The sequence below is a fragment of the Cellvibrio sp. UBA7671 genome (assembly GCA_002483145.1).
Lineage (GTDB): Bacteria > Pseudomonadota > Gammaproteobacteria > Pseudomonadales > Cellvibrionaceae > Cellvibrio > Cellvibrio fibrivorans.
The window spans coordinates 1-18,007 of the sequence record DLHJ01000011.1 but is presented as its reverse complement, the minus strand read 5'-3'; the positions used below and the strand labels follow the sequence as shown (position 1 = coordinate 18,007).

Sequence of the window (18,007 nt, the reverse complement as noted above, 5' to 3'; positions counted from 1 at the left end):
TAAACTTTACCTATAATTCACATTAGACAGCAATTTCTGCCAGATTCCCTTTTTCTTCCAGCCAGGTTTTACGATCTCCCGCGCGTTTTTTAGCGAGCATCATATCCATGATTTGCATGGTGCCGTCATCTTCACCAATGGTGAGCTGCACCAAGCGGCGGGTATCGCGCGCCATGGTGGTTTCGCGTAGCTGCAAGGGGTTCATCTCGCCCAAACCTTTAAAACGCTGCACGTTGGGTTTGCCTTTTTTATTTTCGGCGGCGATGCGGTTGAGCACGCCATTTTTCTCGCCTTCATCGAGCGCGTAATACACTTCTTTGCCGATATCGATACGGTAGAGCGGCGGCATGGCCACATACACAAAACCGTTGCGCACCAATACCGGGAAATGTTTTACAAAGAGCGCGCAGAGCAAGGTAGCGATGTGTAAACCATCCGAGTCGGCGTCGGCGAGGATGCATATTTTGTGATAGCGCAATTCACTCAAATCTTCACTGCCGGGATCCATACCAATCGCGACAGAAATATCGTGCACTTCCTGACTCGCGAGGATTTCACCCGAATCAACTTCCCAGGTATTCAGGATTTTCCCGCGCAGTGGCATGATCGCCTGGAATTCACGGTCGCGCGCCTGTTTGGCGGAGCCGCCAGCAGAATCCCCTTCCACTAAAAACAATTCGCTGCGCGCCGGATCGCCGCTGGAGCAATCTGCCAATTTTCCTGGCAATGCCGGCCCTTGGGTCACGCGTTTACGTTCAATTTTTTTGCTCGCACGCACACGTTTTTGCGCGTTACTGATACAAAATTCAGCGAGTTTATCGCCGTCTTCTGTGTGTTGGTTTAACCAGAGCGCAAACGCATCTTTGGTGATGCCGGAAACGAATGCCGCGGCTTCACGCGAGGTTAAACGCTCTTTGGTTTGTCCGGAGAATTGCGGGTCGGCGTGTTTGTAGGAGAGCACATAGCAGCAGGCTGCCCACAGATCTTCTGGCGCGAGCTTTATTCCACGCGGCAACAAATTGCGGAATTCGCAGTAATCGCGCAGCGCATCGAGCAAACCTGTGCGCAAACCATTGACGTGGGTTCCGCCCTGCGCAGTGGGAATCAGGTTAACGTAACTTTCCTGAATTAATTCGCCGCCTTCTGGCAACCATTGCAACGCCCAGCTGACCGCTTCCGTTTGACCGCTGAAATCGCCAACGAAGGGATGCTCAGGCAACGTAATAAATTCTTGCGTTGCTCCCGCAAGATAATCTTTTAAACCGTCTTCGTAATACCACTCATCTTTTTCACCGGTTTGTTCATCTAAAAAGGTGACCGATAAACCGGGGCACAACACAGCTTTTGCACGCAACACATGGCGCATGCGGCTGACCGAAAATTTATTTGAATCAAAGTAAATGGGGTTCGGTAAAAAATGGACGCTGGTACCGGTTTGGCGCTTCGGACAGGTATCAATAATTTCCAGATCACTGGCTTTATCGCCGTTGGAAAAACCCATCTGGTAAACATTGCCATCACGCTTCACAGTGACGATTAATTTTTCTGACAACGCGTTAACAACAGAAACACCGACGCCGTGCAAACCACCGGAGAACTGGTAGTTTTTATTGGAAAACTTACCGCCCGCGTGGAGTGTACACAAAATTACTTCTACACCGGGTTTACCTTGCTCCGGATGGATATCCACCGGCATACCGCGGCCGTCATCAATCACTGTGACCGATTGGTCTTTATGCAAAATAACGTTGATAGTTTTTGCGTGACCCGCAAGCGCTTCATCCACCGAGTTATCGATAATTTCCTGCGCGAGATGGTTTGGGCGCGTGGTTTCGGTATACATACCGGGGCGTTTTTTTACCGGGTCTAATCCCGTGAGTACTTCAATATCTTCTGCGGAATAATTTGCCATCTTATTTTCTATTTACCCAAAAATGTAAAAAGGCCCAATACTGAAAAAAGGCTGAGTAGTTAACAAGGCCTAGTGTTTAAAAAATGTCATGCAATCATCAAGATAGCGCTCGAACCCCTGAAAAGCGTGATCGCCACCCTCTTCTATTGTCTGTTTGCATGCGTGGTATTTTTGTACCGCTTGCCGGTAGTCGAGTGTTTCATCGCCCGTTTGTACCAGCAGCCAATAATTGTTTGGGCGCACGACTGGCACATCGACCGCAACAATCTCGTCAATGTGGTGTGCGCTTAAGCGGTAGCTATCATCCGTGTGATAACTTTTCAGGTCAACCTCTAAATAGGCCGGCATAAAATCTTGCGGGCGTACAGCAGGATTAATCAGCACTGCACGCAAATTATATTTCTCCGCCAGCCAAGTCGCCCAGAATCCGCCGAGTGAACTGCCCATTAAATACACAGGCGTAGGCAAGTGCTGCTCAATTAATGATTGCAGCAACTTTTGGGTATCCGCTGGATAAGGCGTTAATTGGGGGCAGAGGAATTCAATTTCCGGATGCGCAACAGCCAACCATTGTGCGGTTTGCTGTGCTTTGAACGAGAAGGGGGAACTGAGAAAACCGTGGATGTACAGCAATGCAGCCATGGGCGATCAATAGCCTGCCGATTTGTAATCGATCACGTATTGCTTGTTAGTCACGCGTGCGATGCCGGTAGTAAACGACCCATCGCTGTTAAGTTCAAACCAGCGATAACCGGGCATTTGAGTATCTACCGTAAAATCATCGCACAGAGGTTTAAATTGCACACAGGTAGAGGGCGTCGCAACCAGAGTAACGCCTTTACGCCTTTGCTGGAACTCTTGATGCACGTGCCCCCAGGCAACCAGTTTCACTTGAGGGTGATCATCGATTAATTGAAAGAAAGCATCGGCATTGCGCACGACATATTGGTCAATCCACACACTGCCCACCGGAACCGGTTGATGGTGCAATGAAACAATAGTGTGCTTGTCGGGATGACTTTCAAGCACATGCGCAAGAAAATCCAATTCACTTGCCGCCAGTTGACCATACACTTGGCCGGGCACGCTGGAATCCAACAACACTAACAGCCATTCGCCCAAAGTGACCAAGCGCCCTTGAATACCCAAGGCATCCTGTTCAGAAGCCATTATCTCAGCCGAATCGTGGTTGCCAGCAAGCCAGCTAAGAGGTTGGGGAAAGTAACGGCGGATCGAATGAGCAAAACGCCGGTAACAATCGATATGGCCTGCACTGGCGACATCACCAGTACAAACTAAATGATCAAAACGCGGCTCCACCTCCTGGATAAGCTGTAGCACATCCTCAAGGCTCTGGTCGGTGTTTAACCCCAAAAGGGTTTCGCTCTGCTGCGGCCCCAAATGGCAATCGGTTATCTGAATCAGACGCACTGGCGGCTCTCGTCCCTCGATAGTCGGGTTCTGTAAATGATTAACAGACTAGGTTCCACTCACGCTCTGGCGTGGACTTAAGTGTCAAAATGGATAAGTTTCAACCGCAACGATATACGCTAATCAGGGTTTACGCCACCCTGCAACTATGGAAAAAACGGCATTTGCAGCCAAGAAGTGTAAATTTTGTGAAGAAGTTAAGAATTGCTTACAACAGATTTTACAAACAGCAACAGATGCGATTGCACAGCTACATACTCTAGGACCGTGCGACACAATCGCAGGGAGAATAATTTTTAATCAAAACAAAAGGACGTATCAAGGCTATGGCCATGCTCCAAACACAGGGTTAACCATTCACCCAGAAAACAATTGAGCTGATATTTTTCATCACTTTGGTACATGGACTGGTTAGGATATTCATAGCGTGGACGCAAACGTTTATGCCCTTCCCACGCCAGAACCTCAGCAAGCTTTGCATCGTGATACATGCGCAGGGTTAATCTGGGCATCTTGAGCCAGTTGGAACTTGTATCTATTGCCGCGCGGCTTAACTCTAAGGTTGTGGTGTAAGGCGAACGCTCGGTAATGCGCAGTACATGCAGCCATTGTTGGGCACCACGCGCCACCATAAAACGGAATTCATCTTGCAGCTCACCGGTTTGATCCCGCCGATTACTGGCAAGCAATTTGGTCAGGCGGGCATAATTAGTTTCACACTCAGCCATCTGCAGCGGCAAATCCACCTTATAACGCTCTTTGTAAGTTACGTAGGCAGGTTGGATTTTGGTGGCGCGCAGTGTAAACATAGAGGCCTTAAAAATTTGCCGAAACAGGGGCGCAAATAAAAAAGTAAGAGTAGTAAGAATTGCCGGGCGATTCCGTTGTAGCTTGGAACACCCGATAGTTGAAGTGTTAGCCAGACTCGATGCTAAGTCAATGGTTGCAAAAAATTATTCACTGATCGGCAAATTGCGCAACCGCACTCTGTTGAGTTGCAGCCATTGCAAACAAATTAGCGCTGCTGCGTTATTAAAAGCGCCGTTTAATAACTCGGCAAAAACATTATCCGCAGCCAATACATGGACGCGAATATCCTCCCCCTCTTCAGGCAAACCGTAAATACCCCCTGCCTGACTTAAATCGCATAAACCACAAAATAAATGCAATTTTTCATCACAACCACCAGGGCTGGATAAATAATTGCAAATGTATTCCATTGCATAGGGTAGTATATTCGCCTCTTCGATCAGCTCGCGCCGTGCGACATCTTCAGGCGACTCGCCATCTTCCAACATACCGGCAACAACTTCATAGCACCAGGGGCCATTAGGTTCGTCGAGTGCACCTATACGAAATTGTTCGACCATACCGATCAAATCATGTTTAGGATCATAAAGCACCACCGCGACCGCTTCGCCGCGCACAAATAGCTCGCGGCCAATTTCCTTACCCCAGCCACCGCCGAACAACTTGTGACGAAGAAATATTTTTTCTACGCGAAAAAAGCGTTTATACATTTCTTCGCGACGAATAATTTCCACATCGGCGCGGGTGAATTCTGGTTTTTTGATCATGATGATTTATATTAGATAGCTTAATAAAAAAATAACTGTGCAAAAGCCCCCACCCCCTTATCAGGGGAGGGAGTAGTTTGCAATTTACACCCGATGATAGATCTCAGCGCCTGCCTCCAAAAACTCTTTGGATTTTTGTTTCATTTCCGCTTCGACATCGATCATCTTGATAATATCCTGATCACCAATCACCGAAATATCAGTGCCATTTTTTGCAGCGTAATCGCGCACTTCCTGGGTGATTTTCATCGAGCAGAATTTCGGCCCACACATGGAGCAAAAGTGTGCAACTTTTGCAGAATCTTTCGGTAAAGTTTCATCGTGGTAAGAGCGCGCCGTATCAGGATCAAGCCCCAGATTAAACTGATCCTCCCAGCGGAATTCAAAACGCGCTTTTGACAAGGCATTATCACGTAATTGTGCACCCGGATGGCCTTTCGCCAAATCCGCTGCGTGTGCGGCAATTTTGTAGGTAATGATCCCTTCTTTCACGTCATCTTTATTCGGTAAACCCAAATGCTCTTTGGGTGTTACATAGCAAAGCATTGCACACCCGAACCAACCGATCATAGCTGCACCAATACCCGAGGTGATGTGATCGTAACCCGGTGCAATGTCAGTCGTTAATGGGCCAAGCGTATAGAAAGGAGCTTCGTCGCAAACCTCCAATTGCTTGTCCATATTTTCTTTAATCATATGCATTGGCACATGACCCGGACCTTCAATCATACATTGCACATCGTGCTTCCAGGCAATCTTGGTCAACTCACCGAGCGTTTCCAATTCGCCAAATTGTGCCTCGTCATTTGCATCGGCAATCGAACCGGGGCGCAGGCCATCACCCAATGAAAAACTTACATCGTAAGCTTTCATGATTTCGCAAATTTCATCGAAGTGAGTGTAAAGGAAATTTTCTTTGTGATGTGCCAGGCACCATTTGGCCATGATCGAACCACCGCGCGATACAATGCCCGTCACGCGTTTAGCAGTGAGCGGCACGTAGCGCAGCAATACACCGGCGTGAATCGTAAAATAATCTACGCCTTGCTCAGCTTGTTCAACTAATGTATCGCGGAAAATTTCCCAAGTAAGATTTTCCGCAACACCATCAACCTTTTCCAGCGCCTGATAAATCGGTACAGTGCCAATCGGCACATGCGAGTTACGAATAATCCACTCGCGGGTTTCGTGAATGTTTTTGCCGGTGGACAAATCCATCACTGTATCAGCTCCCCAACGTGCACCCCAGGTGAGTTTCTCTACCTCTTCTTCAATTGATGAACCCAAGGCTGAGTTACCGATATTGCCATTAATTTTCACCAGGAAATTACGGCCGATAATCATCGGCTCCAATTCCGGGTGATTGATATTGGCAGGGATAATCGCACGGCCGCGCGCTACTTCATCGCGCACAAACTCTGGAGTAATTTCTTCAGGAATACTTGCACCAAAACTCATACCTTTGTGCTGCTGCCCCAAGGCTTTATATTGAGGATCTACACTCAATTCACGCGCTTGGGCCAGCGCCATGTTTTCGCGGATGGCGATATATTCCATCTCCGGGGTAATGATCCCTTTTTTGGCGTAATGCATTTGCGATACGTTCATGCCGGGTTTTGCGCGGCGCGGTTTACGGGTGAGATTGAAACGCAGACTCGCCAATTTGGGATCATTCAGGCGGGCATTGGTAAATTCAGAGTGACTGTCTTCCAATACTTCAGTGTCGTTGCGCTCTTCAATCCAGGCGGTGCGCACATCGCCCAAACCGGTGCGCAAATCAATTTTTACGTTCGGATCTGTGTAAGGGCCAGAAGTGTCGTAGACACGTACAGGGGGATTTTTTTCGCCACCGAAATCCGTTGGAGTATCAGCCAGGGTAATTTCACGCATAGGTACTTGAATATCCGCACGCGAACCCTGCACATAAATTTTTTGTGAGCCAGTAAAGGGCTGTACCGAGGCCTTATCGACTTCGGCGGTTTGGCTGAGAATTTTTTCGACGCTGGTATTCATAATAGTGGCCTTGTCTTAATCAAGTATTTAAATAAACTTGGATAATAGAACGTGATTTAATAAAAAGAATAGAAGTGATGAACCGGGCCTGAGCCCTGCCCTATATGCAACTTTTCGGAATGTACCAAAGCTTGATGCAAATAGTCTTTTGCCTGCTTGACCGAGTCACTGAGCGACAGCTGTTTCGCCAAACCAGCGGCAATTGCCGATGCCAGAGTACAACCGGTTCCGTGGGTATTTTTAGTGTGTAAACGCGGTGCAGAAAAAGCTTCAACACCCGCTGTGGTGATTAATAAATCCGTTGCATCTTCACCATCGGTGTGGCCTCCTTTCATCAATACGGCGCGCGCACCCAAAGAGAGAATTTTTTCACCTTGCGATTGCATTTCCGCAAGATTTTGCGCGGTTGATGAATTCAATAGAACTGCTGCTTCATGCAAATTAGGAGTTACCAGAGTAGCAAGCGGGAGCAATTTTTCAATCAGCGTTTGAATCGCATCTTCTGCCAATAATCTATCGCCACTGGTTGCGACCATCACTGGATCAAGCACAAAAGGAATTTGCGGATAAGCACTTAGGGACTCTGCAACAGCAGCGATAATTTCCGCCGTTGCCAACATGCCGCTTTTAATCGCACCGACATTGATATCGCTCATTACCGAATGGATTTGCTGTTGTACAAACGCCGGCGGAATTGGCAATACACCTTGAACACCAAGCGTGTTTTGCGCAGTGAGCGACGCAATAGCACTGCAACCAAACACACCCAAAGCAGAAAAGGTTTTTAGGTCGGCTTGAATACCTGCACCGCCACCGCTGTCGCTACCGGCAATAGTAAGAGCTATGGGAGTTGGTATGAATGAGTGCATGGTATTTCCGCAATGTATTGACTAAACAGCAAAGACGCGGGGAAAGGGAGAAATACCAAGGCACGCTGAATAGATACTAGGCATGCAAAAAACTGGAGGCTCTCGTTCCCTACGCCGGTACTAACCGGATCAGGTCGGCGGGTATATCTCAGCCTCGTTACCAGCATACAGCCAGCAAAAAGCACCCCGACAAGAAAACCGGCAGTCTATTGGAGTTAACGGGGAGAGTAAAGGTAGGGCGCTGTTTGCTGCGCCCTGATGTGCTTGAAAAACCTGGGCGCAGCAAGCGGCGCCCCTACAGGTTTGGATTATTTGCGGAGATTGTTAGGAGCGTTAAGCAGCGCCCCTACCAATAGTTATTTTTCCTGGGATTTCAATAAGCCCAACTTGCCTGCGAGCAGCGCAGTCGTTGGTGCTTGAATCAAGATAGTACCCAAAATAAAGATGAACGTGATTGCACCCACTACATCGATACCCGGCACTTTCATACCCGCCAAAATACCCACCAAGGCCGCAGGAATAACACCGGTTTCCCGAGTCCAGCTCATAAATACCAACTCTTTCCACGTCCACTTGGCCCGACGATCAGGACCAGCACAAATGAAGACGGTCAGTGGGCGCGCGATAAAGATAAAGATGAACAGGAGGATCAAACCAACACCCAAGTATTCTTTGAGCAGATGGAAATCGACTTGTGAACCCAGCAGGATAAAGATAAACATACGCATCAACAGCGCAGTATTACCGACATAATCTTCCAGATATTCGTGTTCGTGATGATCCAGCGGCAGATTGAATGTCTCTTTATTGCCGATCATCACACCACAGGTAAATACCGCCATAAACCCTGACGCGCCGATCGCATCGGCCAACAAAAATACGGTGATCACCGCGAGGATAATCACGAAGGGAGTTACCTCACGGAAAATCCCCAAACTGTTATGCGCCATCAGGAACGCCGCGGTATAACCCACGATTGCCCCCAGCACCAAGCCCATACCAGCCTCATAGGCCAGCTCGCCAAGAGAGTGAGTCAGGCTGAAACCTTCACCGGTACCCATTACATAAGCCACTACTGCAAAGGTCGCAATTGCACCCATGGCATCGTTGAGCGCCGACTCACTCATCACCGTTTGGGATACACGATCTTTAATCGGTACTTGTTTGAAGATAGGCACCAGAGTAGCCGGGTCGGTAGATGCCGTAAGAGCACCCAACACCAACGCAACACCAATAGGAATACCCAGCCAGACACCAGCGTAGGTGATGATTGCTCCAGTAATCAACACACCGAAGGTGGCGATAACGGTCAAGGTTATCCAAATTTGTTTTAACACCGCAAAACGCAATGTTGCACCGCCTTCAAACAGCAGGTAGCAAGCACCAATAGTGAGGATAAGCTGGTTCATGGTGGAATCCGCCGGAACATGCAGCAAACCACCTACAGTTGGACCTAGGCCAATACCAATTAATAGAAATAATACGATATCGGGCACTTTGATTTTTTTGGCGATAACTCCGCCAAGCAAACCGGTAAAAATAATAATCCCGACATACATAAGGTCGAGCTTGGCAATATCTAATGACGACATGGCGACTCCAAGGTTAAAAGTTAAAAAACGTAAAGCTGAAAATGGGTGCATGCTGCCAGCAAATGAGCGAGGCCATTATAAATTGCGTGTAAATTCCCTCTAGTTACGCCTGTAAACTCACCAACCCACACGGCAGATACAAAAAACCGGAGGTGTCCTCCGGTTTTTAATCAGATCAAATCAATGTGCAACTAGCCAAAAACGACCTTCGCCAAGCTCAAAGCCACCAAATAACCACAGGTATAAGCAACAAATACTAGAGGGGTATAACGCAAAAAAGCACCAAACGTCAGCCCTTTTACCTTGCTCATGGCAATAATCCCTGCAGCTGAACCAATTGCCAGCAATGAACCACCCACACCCACGCCGTAAGTCAATGCCAGCCATTCGGGGGTTTGCAATACAGGCTCAGACTTCAATAACGCAGCAGTCAGAGGGACGTTATCAATCAAGGCAGAGAACAATCCCATTAAATAGTTAGCATATTGAGGCGCAATTTGGGCGTAGAAATTGGTGAGCAGGTCCAGCGTGCCAATTTCTTTCAACATACCGACTAACAATAAAATCCCGAGGAAGAACAACAGGGTTTCATATTCAATTTGGCGAACATATTCCAGAATGCGAGTTTCTTCCGGATCCATATCCATAAAGTGGCCGATAAAAAACATCACCGATAGACCAACCAAAAAGGTGAGCACCGGGGGTACATGAAAGAAGAAATTAAACAGCATGGTGCAGATAATAGTACTAAAGAAAGTGCCTACGATTGCCCAATCCATACCTGTAAAAGTGCGCACATTTTTCTCGGTGGTGACCTGACCGGAAACACCCGGAAACATCAAACCCGCCAATACCATTACACCCACAATCGCCGGAATCCACAGCAACAGCAGCTGTGGCATGGTGACGTGACCAGAGAGAAAAATCATGAGGGTAGTGACATCACCGGTAATCAGCGCAACGCCGCCGGAGTTCACGGCAAACACAACCAATACCGCGAGCTTGATACGGGTTTTCTGGTCGACATCAAACGCATGCACCAACCCCAGCGTTACCAGGGTCGCAGTCACGTTATCGCAGATCATAGATAAGGTCATTGCAAAGAGCGCAACAAGGATCATCAAACTGCGCGTGCTCATTTGTGCCGGGCACAAACGTTGCACTACTGATTGCACTATACCTTTAGCATTGAGATAGGCTACGAAGGTCATGGTTGCCATCAGAAATAGCCATAGAGTGGCGATTTCCAACAGATTGTGATTGAGCTTTTCCAACATCACATCTTGTTGTTCGTGACCACCTGAAAACATAAACATCACCAGCCATGACAAACTGCCAAAAAACAAGGTGGTTTTGGCTTTATTGATGTGGATAACTTCCTCGAACACCACACCAAGCAGGGCAAGCACCGCAAAAACTATCAGCACGACTTCCAATGACATCGGCATATACGACCTTTAATAAAAAATGAAGAAGCTGGTGAGCGGCAATGGATTGACCACATCAATAGCAGCTAGTCAGTAGCGACTAGGTGCGGCAGTAGGGCAAACGAGTAAACTCACGCTTGCCTCTGCTCAATTTGGGCGCGCATGATAAAAGTTGCACTGCGATGAAGCAATCAAACACTGTGAGAATAGTCGAGAAAATCAATAACTTGCTACGATCCTTCAATATCGCGCCAAAACTTACGCAAAAACTGCTCCATAAATCCACATTGACTAATAGCACTATCGTTACAGTCACTGACAATTTTTTGCCCAGTGAATCTGTATCCTACACAACTGTGTCTAATCCCCTGCAATTGGAGATCACCCTGGCGAGGAGATGGATTAGAGGCGGGATGGTTTAGAAAGGTAAAACACGAAACTAAGCTTACATTTGTAACTTCACGGCGAGTGCGGCGCGTTTTACCCTTTTTAACGACTGAACCCTCGTTCATTTCTCGACCCCAAGGCAGCAAGCGGCTAAACTCCACGCAACTCGCTTATTTTGTACCTACACCCGCGCTGAACAATACAGTACGTCTGGTTTACCGCGGGTGTTGAACTGGAATTCTCAACTCTGGACTTTGGAAAACTCTATGAAAAAGACCAAGCTTTACTTGCTCGTCAGCCTCTTTTCTCTCGCACCTTTGACTGCCAGTGCTAACAGCTTGCTGGATATTTATGAGCTGGCAGCACAAAACGATGCTCAATTAAAAGCCGACAAGGCGAAATATGAGGCTGGCTTGGCAAACAAAACTATTGGCCGCTCCGGCTTGCTACCGCAAATCAACGCCAAAGCACAACTGGGGAATACCGACGAAGACACCGTCAACAATTTAACTAACACCACCCTGAAAACTGACAGTGACTCTAGCGGCTGGGATCTTTCTTTATCGCAACCCCTGTTTAATATGTCTTCATGGTACAGCTACAAACAGGGCGTTAAATTAAGTGAGCAAGCTGAAGCACAATTTGGCGCCGACCAACAAAGCCTGATCGTCCGCACAGCTGAAGCCTACTTCAATGTACTGCGCGCCATAGAAACTCTGGAAGCAACCATTGCAGAAGAAAAAGCCTTGGAGAAACAGCTTGAACAAACCAAGCAACGCTTTGAAGTGGGCTTGACCGCCATTACCGAAGTGCACGAAGCCCAGGCGGCATTCGACAGCGCTAGAGCCGCAACCCTTGAAGCACGTGGGAACTTGGGAATTAATTATGAAGCGCTCGAAGTGCTGACTGGTAAACCAGAAGACCGCATTGCACCATTATCGGCAAAATTCCCGGTGATAACACCCGTTCCTGCCAACCGCGCGGAGTGGGTCGAATTTTCATTAAAGAACAACTACAACCTGAAAGCCTCAAAGCTGCAGGCCGAGGCTTCCCTGCAGAACGCCAAGGCAAACAAGTCCAATCATTTGCCAACCCTTGGTGCCACACTGGGTTACTCGGATTACGATAGCGACGGCATCAACCGTGGTGATACCTTTGATACCACAACCGATGGCAGCACCATCAACCTGCGCTTGGATGTTCCTATTTACAGCGGCGGTGCAACCTCTGGCCGCAGCCGTCAGGCTTATGCGCAATACACACAAGCGCAGGAGCTTTACAACAGTACCCAACGCAACGTAATTCAAAGCACACGCGCCCTGCACCTCTCAGTTGAAACTGATGTTGCCAGTGTACAAGCGCGCAAGCAGGCGATTGTATCCAACCAATCAGCATTGGAAGCAACCCAATCCGGTTACGAAGTTGGCACCCGCAATTTGGTGGAAGTGTTGTTAGCACAGCGCAATTTGTACCAGGCGCGCCGCAACTACTCAGATGCACTTTACAATTACGTGATCGATACCATCAAACTGCGCGAAGTTGCTGGCATGCTGACTCCAGCCGATGTGCAGGAAATTGATAAGTGGTTGCTGGACGACGCACTGGTGAGCCGCAGCAAATACGAAAACTGATCACAATAAGCATTGCACAATGATCAATAAAAATGCCGGACTAATCTCCGGCATTTTTATTGGTAAATAAATTCATGCTTAATGGCGCATCAGTTAATAATTTTTTTACAAAGTTCTTCACAAAAAAATCATTTGTCATCTAAACCGATTTTAATGCCCAATAAACAAACGTATAGTCCACTCGCTTTTCGCCGTATCAAGAGCACACATAACAATAAATAGTCTGCCCTTATTTCTCTGGAAAGCTGTAACTCCCCTGAATTTAGCAGGCGCCATTATTCGGTCAATCCGTTCATTTATCCCAATAACTGACGAGATTGAAATCATGCTAAAAAAAATCTTTATCACTACTGCACTACTCGGTTGCGCTGCCAGCGCATTTTCTGCATCTAATCGCCCTGACGGCTACGTCACTATTTGTAAAATCGGGCAAACCTGTTCAGTCAGCGGATCAACCAATGTTGCCTTCGGAGCGTCAGGTGCATTCGTTTATAAAATCCTGAGCGGAAGCTTCTCATGCTCGGTAGCCACCTTTGGTTCCGATCCGATTCCATCAAAATCTGTGAAGGAATGCTCTATTCCCGCTTCTGGTTCCGGTGGCACTACATCATCCTCACCATCGACATCCTCTTCAGGTAGCACCAGCAGCAGCGGCAGTACGAGCGGCAGCATCACCGGGGCAACTTGTACCGCCAATGGTTCGGTGAGTGTGAGCACCACCATCAAAGTGACCAGTGGAGTTTATGACGGCGGCTGCAAAGTATTTAACGCAACTACAGCGTTGGGAGACGGCAGCCAAAGCGAAGGACAAAGCCCGGTGTTCCGTGTAGAGAACGGTGCTACCTTGAAGAACGTGATTTTTGGCAACAATGCTGCCGATGGGATTCACTTTTACAACGGTGGCACCATCGACAATGTGCGCTGGACCAACGTAGGTGAAGATGCAATGACCATTAAATCGTCCGGCACTGTGAATGTAAAAAACATTTCCGGATTCGCCGGTTCCGATAAATTTATTCAGGTCAATGCAGCATCAACGCTTAACGTATCCAATTGTGTTGTGGATAGCATGGGTAAATTCCTGCGGCAAAATGGCGGTACTACATTCAAGGTTGCAGTAAGCGTTGATAAGTGCCAGATATCCAATATGGGTGAAGGTATTTTCCGCACCGACAGCTCCACCAGCACCGCAAAAATTACCAATAGCCGTTTGAGAAACGCGGGCAGCATTTGCATTGGCAAGTGGGCAAGCTGCACCAGTTCAGGTATAACCAACTATTAATCGTTAGCAACTTTCTGTTAGCAATGAAAAACGCCGGACGTTCATCAACTGAACGTCCGACGTTTTTATTTAATGAATAATTATGAAATATTTTTTGCAGGTCATGTCAAGGAGATGCTGAATTACTTGCCATACCTGCAACTACAGACATCCGGATAATTGACAGCTATGGATACCCGCGTTCGCAGGTATGACGAGCGATACATTATTCATGATTTCCTTAAATAATCGGCAATCACTAAAAGCGTTTTATCCAAAGCACCGCGATTTTCCAATGCCACCCGCAAAGCAGCATTACCCACCTCTACTCGCAGCGAATCGTTCTCCAACAAGCGAACAAACGCTTCGGCAAGTGTTTGTGCCGAATTAACTTTAATTAATGCACCTGCATCGGTCAGCAAACGTGCAACCTCTGCAAAATTAAATAAATGCTCACCACTGATTAAGGGCAAACCCCAAGCAGCCGGTTCAATGAAGTTATGTCCGCCATTGGGCACCAGGCTTCCACCAACAAATGCGATATCGCTGGCACCAAACATCAACATCAATTCACCCATGGTATTGCCGAGCAAAATGTCACTCGCTCCGTTCCAACTATGCTCACTGCGCCGCACCACACTGTAACCACGGCTCGCACACAACTGTCCTACCCGTTCAAAACGTTCAGGGTGGCGCGGGACTAAAACCAGGACTGCGCCGCGTTCCAAAGCGAAAGAACTTGCACGAACCTGCGCAAAGGCATCGAGAATAATTTCGTCTTCACCTTGATGGGTACTCGCTGCAATCAACACCAAGTGTTTGCCATCATTTGATAATTGACTCTTCAGCGTCGCCGCTTGTGCGCGAAGATCATCACTTAAACTCAAATCGAATTTGATATTGCCTGTCACTATCACTTTATCGCCAGATAAACCTAATGCGACAAAACGCGCGGCATCGACCGAATTTTGAATCGCTGCACAGGATAAATGCTGCAACATAGGTTTGGTTAACGCACCAAAACGCGTATAGCCGCGCGCAGATTTTTCAGACAACCGACCATTGACCAACACAGCTGGAATATTGCGCTTGGCGCAGGCAGCCAAAGTGTTTGGCCACAACTCGGTTTCCATAACTAAATAGAGCGATGGTTTAACGCGCTTAAAAAAACGCGCCAGTGCATCGGGCAAATCATAAGGTGCATAAACATGCACAACAGAATCACCCAAGGTTGCACGCACGCGCTCGGAACCCGTTGGGGTTGTAGTAGTAATCACCAACTGCACGCTTTCATCGGCCTGCAAACGGCGAATCAGCGGTAGTGCCGCTAAAAACTCACCCACTGATACCGTATGCAACCACACTACTTTTTTATGGGTAGTTAACTCGGAAAAAAAACCAAAGCGTTCCGCCCAGCGTTTTGCATAAGCGGGAGCGGCAATTGAACGCCAGAGCAAGCGCAGCAGTATAAAAGGCAGGAGCAGATAAAAAATGGAGGTATAGAGAACACGCATAGGCTGGCTCAAAAAAAGACAAGAACGCCAGAATAGCAAAATTTATTGCCCACCTAAAAGCCTTAGTCGATCAAGCGGGCTATTCACGCCAACAAAATGCTGCCCCAAAACATGCGTGTAAATTTGGGTTGTTTTTACATCATTGTGACCAAGAAGCTCTTGCACGTTACGAATATCACATCCCGCCTGCAATAAATGCGTTGCAAACGAATGGCGAAAACTGTGGCAAGTTACACGTTTGCGATCAATCCCTGCTGCCCGCACAGCTTGCTGCAACGCCTTGCGCGCAACCGAATCATGCAGGTGATGGCGACAGAGCGCGTGAGTAACCGGATGCTCTGAAAAACTGGATGATGGAAATACAAACATCCATGCAGGGGAGCGAAATGCATTGGGGAATTTTTTGGCAAGTTGATTAGGTAACGAAGGGCCTATACCGCGTTTATTATCCTCTGCCTGCAACGCGAGAGACTCATCAATTGCTTTTTGCAACTGCGGAATCAAGGATTTCCCTAATAACGTCTGCCTATCTTTATTACCTTTGGCATCACGAACACAAATAGAACCATTAGAAAAATCAACATCCTGAACACGCAAGCGCAAACATTCCGTAATACGCAAACCACTCGCGTACAACAATTCAAAAATCAAACGGTTACGCCCCTGCATTTGCACAAAAACACGCAAAATTTCCTCTTGGGTTAATACCACTGGCAAATGACGCTGCTTCACTGCAAGCGTAAAACCTAAATCACCCAACTCCTGCTTGAGCACCTTTGCATACAGAAAAACTAACGCATTCAAAGCGACCTTTTGGGTATTTACAGCAACATTTTGTTTGACTGCAAGCCAAGTGAGGAACGCCTTAACTTCAGCACCTGCCATTTCAGCCGGATGGCGTTTTTGATGAAACAAAATAAACTGTCGAGTCCAATACAAATAACTCTTCTCGGTGCGAATGCTGTAACCCCTCAGCCGGATCTCCCCCCTGACCATTTCCAAAAACGGACTGGATTTTCCTGTCATTACAACTCTCCCTGAAACACCTTAATACTGGTTTTGCATACAGTATATTATTAACAAACAACCTGCAATGCGCAAATACCTACTTTACACTGCGCGATAATCCCCTTTCATAAACCTGTAAACCCGATTATATTCAGCCACTTGCACGCTGGACGAATCCAAAAAACAAGCTCCGTCCTGCGAATAAACACGCACGCGTGTTTATCCCTCCCTAATGTCCTGACGAAACCACAAAGATAACTTTGTATTTCAAAGAGTTGATGTGTTTTTCTAAAGAAAAAGTAAGGAAGGATAACGCGCATGCTCGGTATACAAATGTTAGGCTCTGCTAGCACATAACCATCCATTCGGAAAATTTATGCCTGCAACGAACAAATACTTACCACTTAAACAAATATCGTTTATTGCTGTAGCTATTTTTTTGGCTTCTACTCTTATAGCTCTTCCTGTTGCATTACTACTTAAATCCGTCCCTTTCGGCGGTTGGCTCATTGCATTTAAATCATATATTCCAGTTTCAAGCATAATGTTGCTTACGGCCATTCTTATAGGTTGGTTATACTGCGAACTAGTTCATTTAAATTTAAATACAACCATTACCACAATCTTATTCGGCTTCGTGGCACCTGTAGTCTTTTTTATATTGCTTGGAGTTTTGTCACAAATTTCTCATAGCAATTTCTTTGAAGGAATTACAACAAAAAAAGGAATTGAGAACTTTATGTTAATTTACGGCTTGCTTGGCTTCTTCATGGGTTCGCTAAGCTATTACGCTACAAAGAAAAAAGCCTAACAAGCGGTTGCAACGCCGCTACAGCGCTTCGCGCTTACGCTCGACAGTTTGTAAGCAGCGCATTTAGTGAATCGCTGCGCGAAGTTTATCATAAATGCGCCGCTTACAAACTGCAGTTGAACCGAACGTTATGTGTAAATAGATTATGAGCCACACAATAGAAATCACTGAAGGCGCTGATGGAATACCGAGTGATACCGTCCTAAATGATGAATCACACTCACTAACGGTGAAAGTGGGCACTTATAACAATGATGTGCATTTAGAGTTTTCATCAAGAGAATCGCTTAGAGATTTTGCAAAAACTCTTCTGCATGAAAGTTATTACGGCTCAGGCGCGGTTGAGCTTTATCCACTGGGTACAGAAAACGGCTGGCTAGTAGTTGATGGAGTTCGATTGACAGAGAAAAGCTCAAGGGTGTTTATATGGTATCCCACGCAAAACACATAACAAATCGCGCCAGGCTCGCAAACTTCGTTTGCTGGACGCATTGTAAGTCGCGCATTTAGCGAATCGCTGCGCGGAGTTTATCGCACATGCGCAACTTACAACGCGCCCCTGCGCTCAACGTTA

15 protein-coding genes and 1 riboswitch are annotated in these 18,007 nt (G+C 47.1%); of the genes, 4 read left to right on the top strand and 11 right to left on the bottom strand.

All coding sequences use genetic code 11. The features are described from left to right. Positions 1-22: 22 nt before the first annotated feature. The 9 genes from parE to nhaD all read right to left on the bottom strand — a co-directional run bounded on the left by parE (position 23) and on the right by nhaD (position 10,842). Entirely contained in the window at positions 23-1,912 is a 1,890-nt protein-coding gene (parE, locus tag B4E62_RS08285) for a DNA topoisomerase IV subunit B (protein ID WP_331351745.1), read from the bottom strand. A gap of 69 nt (positions 1,913-1,981) precedes the next feature. Continuing rightward, the gene (locus tag B4E62_RS08280) at positions 1,982-2,554 is read right to left on the bottom strand and encodes a YqiA/YcfP family alpha/beta fold hydrolase (protein WP_331351744.1); all 573 of its coding nucleotides are present in this window, start codon (positions 2,552-2,554) and stop codon (positions 1,982-1,984) included. Positions 2,555-2,560: 6 nt separating this feature from the next. Then, positions 2,561-3,343, bottom strand: a complete 783-nt coding sequence (gene cpdA / locus B4E62_RS08275; protein WP_331351743.1) for a 3',5'-cyclic-AMP phosphodiesterase — start codon at positions 3,341-3,343, stop codon at positions 2,561-2,563. 296 nt (positions 3,344-3,639) lie between these two features. Continuing rightward, entirely contained in the window at positions 3,640-4,152 is a 513-nt protein-coding gene (locus B4E62_RS08270) for a DUF1249 domain-containing protein (protein WP_310076337.1), read from the bottom strand. A gap of 144 nt (positions 4,153-4,296) precedes the next feature. After that, positions 4,297-4,920 (bottom strand): NUDIX domain-containing protein, encoded by a 624-nt coding sequence (locus tag B4E62_RS08265; protein ID WP_331351742.1) that lies wholly within the window; start codon positions 4,918-4,920, stop codon positions 4,297-4,299. Positions 4,921-5,004: 84 nt separating this feature from the next. Further along, entirely contained in the window at positions 5,005-6,933 is a 1,929-nt protein-coding gene (thiC, locus tag B4E62_RS08260; RefSeq protein ID WP_331351741.1) for a phosphomethylpyrimidine synthase ThiC, read from the bottom strand. Between the two features lie 56 nt (positions 6,934-6,989). Beyond that, a complete protein-coding gene (thiD, locus tag B4E62_RS08255) occupies positions 6,990-7,802 on the bottom strand; it encodes a bifunctional hydroxymethylpyrimidine kinase/phosphomethylpyrimidine kinase (RefSeq protein WP_331351740.1) in 813 nt (270 codons plus the stop codon). Between the two features lie 89 nt (positions 7,803-7,891). Further along, positions 7,892-8,001: riboswitch (TPP riboswitch) on the bottom strand. A gap of 157 nt (positions 8,002-8,158) precedes the next feature. Beyond that, positions 8,159-9,394 (bottom strand): sodium:proton antiporter, encoded by a 1,236-nt coding sequence (locus B4E62_RS08250; protein ID WP_331351739.1) that lies wholly within the window; start codon positions 9,392-9,394, stop codon positions 8,159-8,161. A 191-nt stretch (positions 9,395-9,585) separates the two neighbouring features. After that, a complete protein-coding gene (gene nhaD / locus B4E62_RS08245) occupies positions 9,586-10,842 on the bottom strand; it encodes a sodium:proton antiporter NhaD (protein WP_331351738.1) in 1,257 nt (418 codons plus the stop codon). Positions 10,843-11,474: 632 nt separating this feature from the next. Between nhaD and B4E62_RS08240 the strand changes: the two genes are divergently transcribed. Both B4E62_RS08240 and B4E62_RS08235 read left to right on the top strand, forming a co-directional pair. After that, positions 11,475-12,839 (top strand): TolC family outer membrane protein, encoded by a 1,365-nt coding sequence (locus B4E62_RS08240; protein WP_310076323.1) that lies wholly within the window; start codon positions 11,475-11,477, stop codon positions 12,837-12,839. Positions 12,840-13,164: 325 nt separating this feature from the next. Then, positions 13,165-14,121 (top strand): pectate lyase, encoded by a 957-nt coding sequence (locus B4E62_RS08235; RefSeq protein ID WP_331351737.1) that lies wholly within the window; start codon positions 13,165-13,167, stop codon positions 14,119-14,121. A gap of 209 nt (positions 14,122-14,330) precedes the next feature. On the opposite strand, the gene waaA is transcribed toward B4E62_RS08235, so the two are convergent. Continuing rightward, complete coding sequence (gene waaA, locus B4E62_RS08230) at positions 14,331-15,614, bottom strand: lipid IV(A) 3-deoxy-D-manno-octulosonic acid transferase (RefSeq protein ID WP_331351736.1); 1,284 nt, start codon at positions 15,612-15,614, stop codon at positions 14,331-14,333. Between the two features lie 42 nt (positions 15,615-15,656). Continuing rightward, positions 15,657-16,640, bottom strand: a complete 984-nt coding sequence (locus tag B4E62_RS08225) for an integron integrase (protein ID WP_310076319.1) — start codon at positions 16,638-16,640, stop codon at positions 15,657-15,659. A gap of 358 nt (positions 16,641-16,998) precedes the next feature. Here B4E62_RS08225 and B4E62_RS08220 point away from each other — a divergent pair, with 358 nt between their 5' ends. Both B4E62_RS08220 and B4E62_RS08215 read left to right on the top strand, forming a co-directional pair. Next, entirely contained in the window at positions 16,999-17,433 is a 435-nt protein-coding gene (locus B4E62_RS08220) for a hypothetical protein (RefSeq protein WP_331351735.1), read from the top strand. Positions 17,434-17,578: 145 nt separating this feature from the next. Continuing rightward, a complete protein-coding gene (locus B4E62_RS08215; protein WP_310076393.1) occupies positions 17,579-17,884 on the top strand; it encodes a hypothetical protein in 306 nt (101 codons plus the stop codon). Positions 17,885-18,007: the final 123 nt, after the last annotated feature.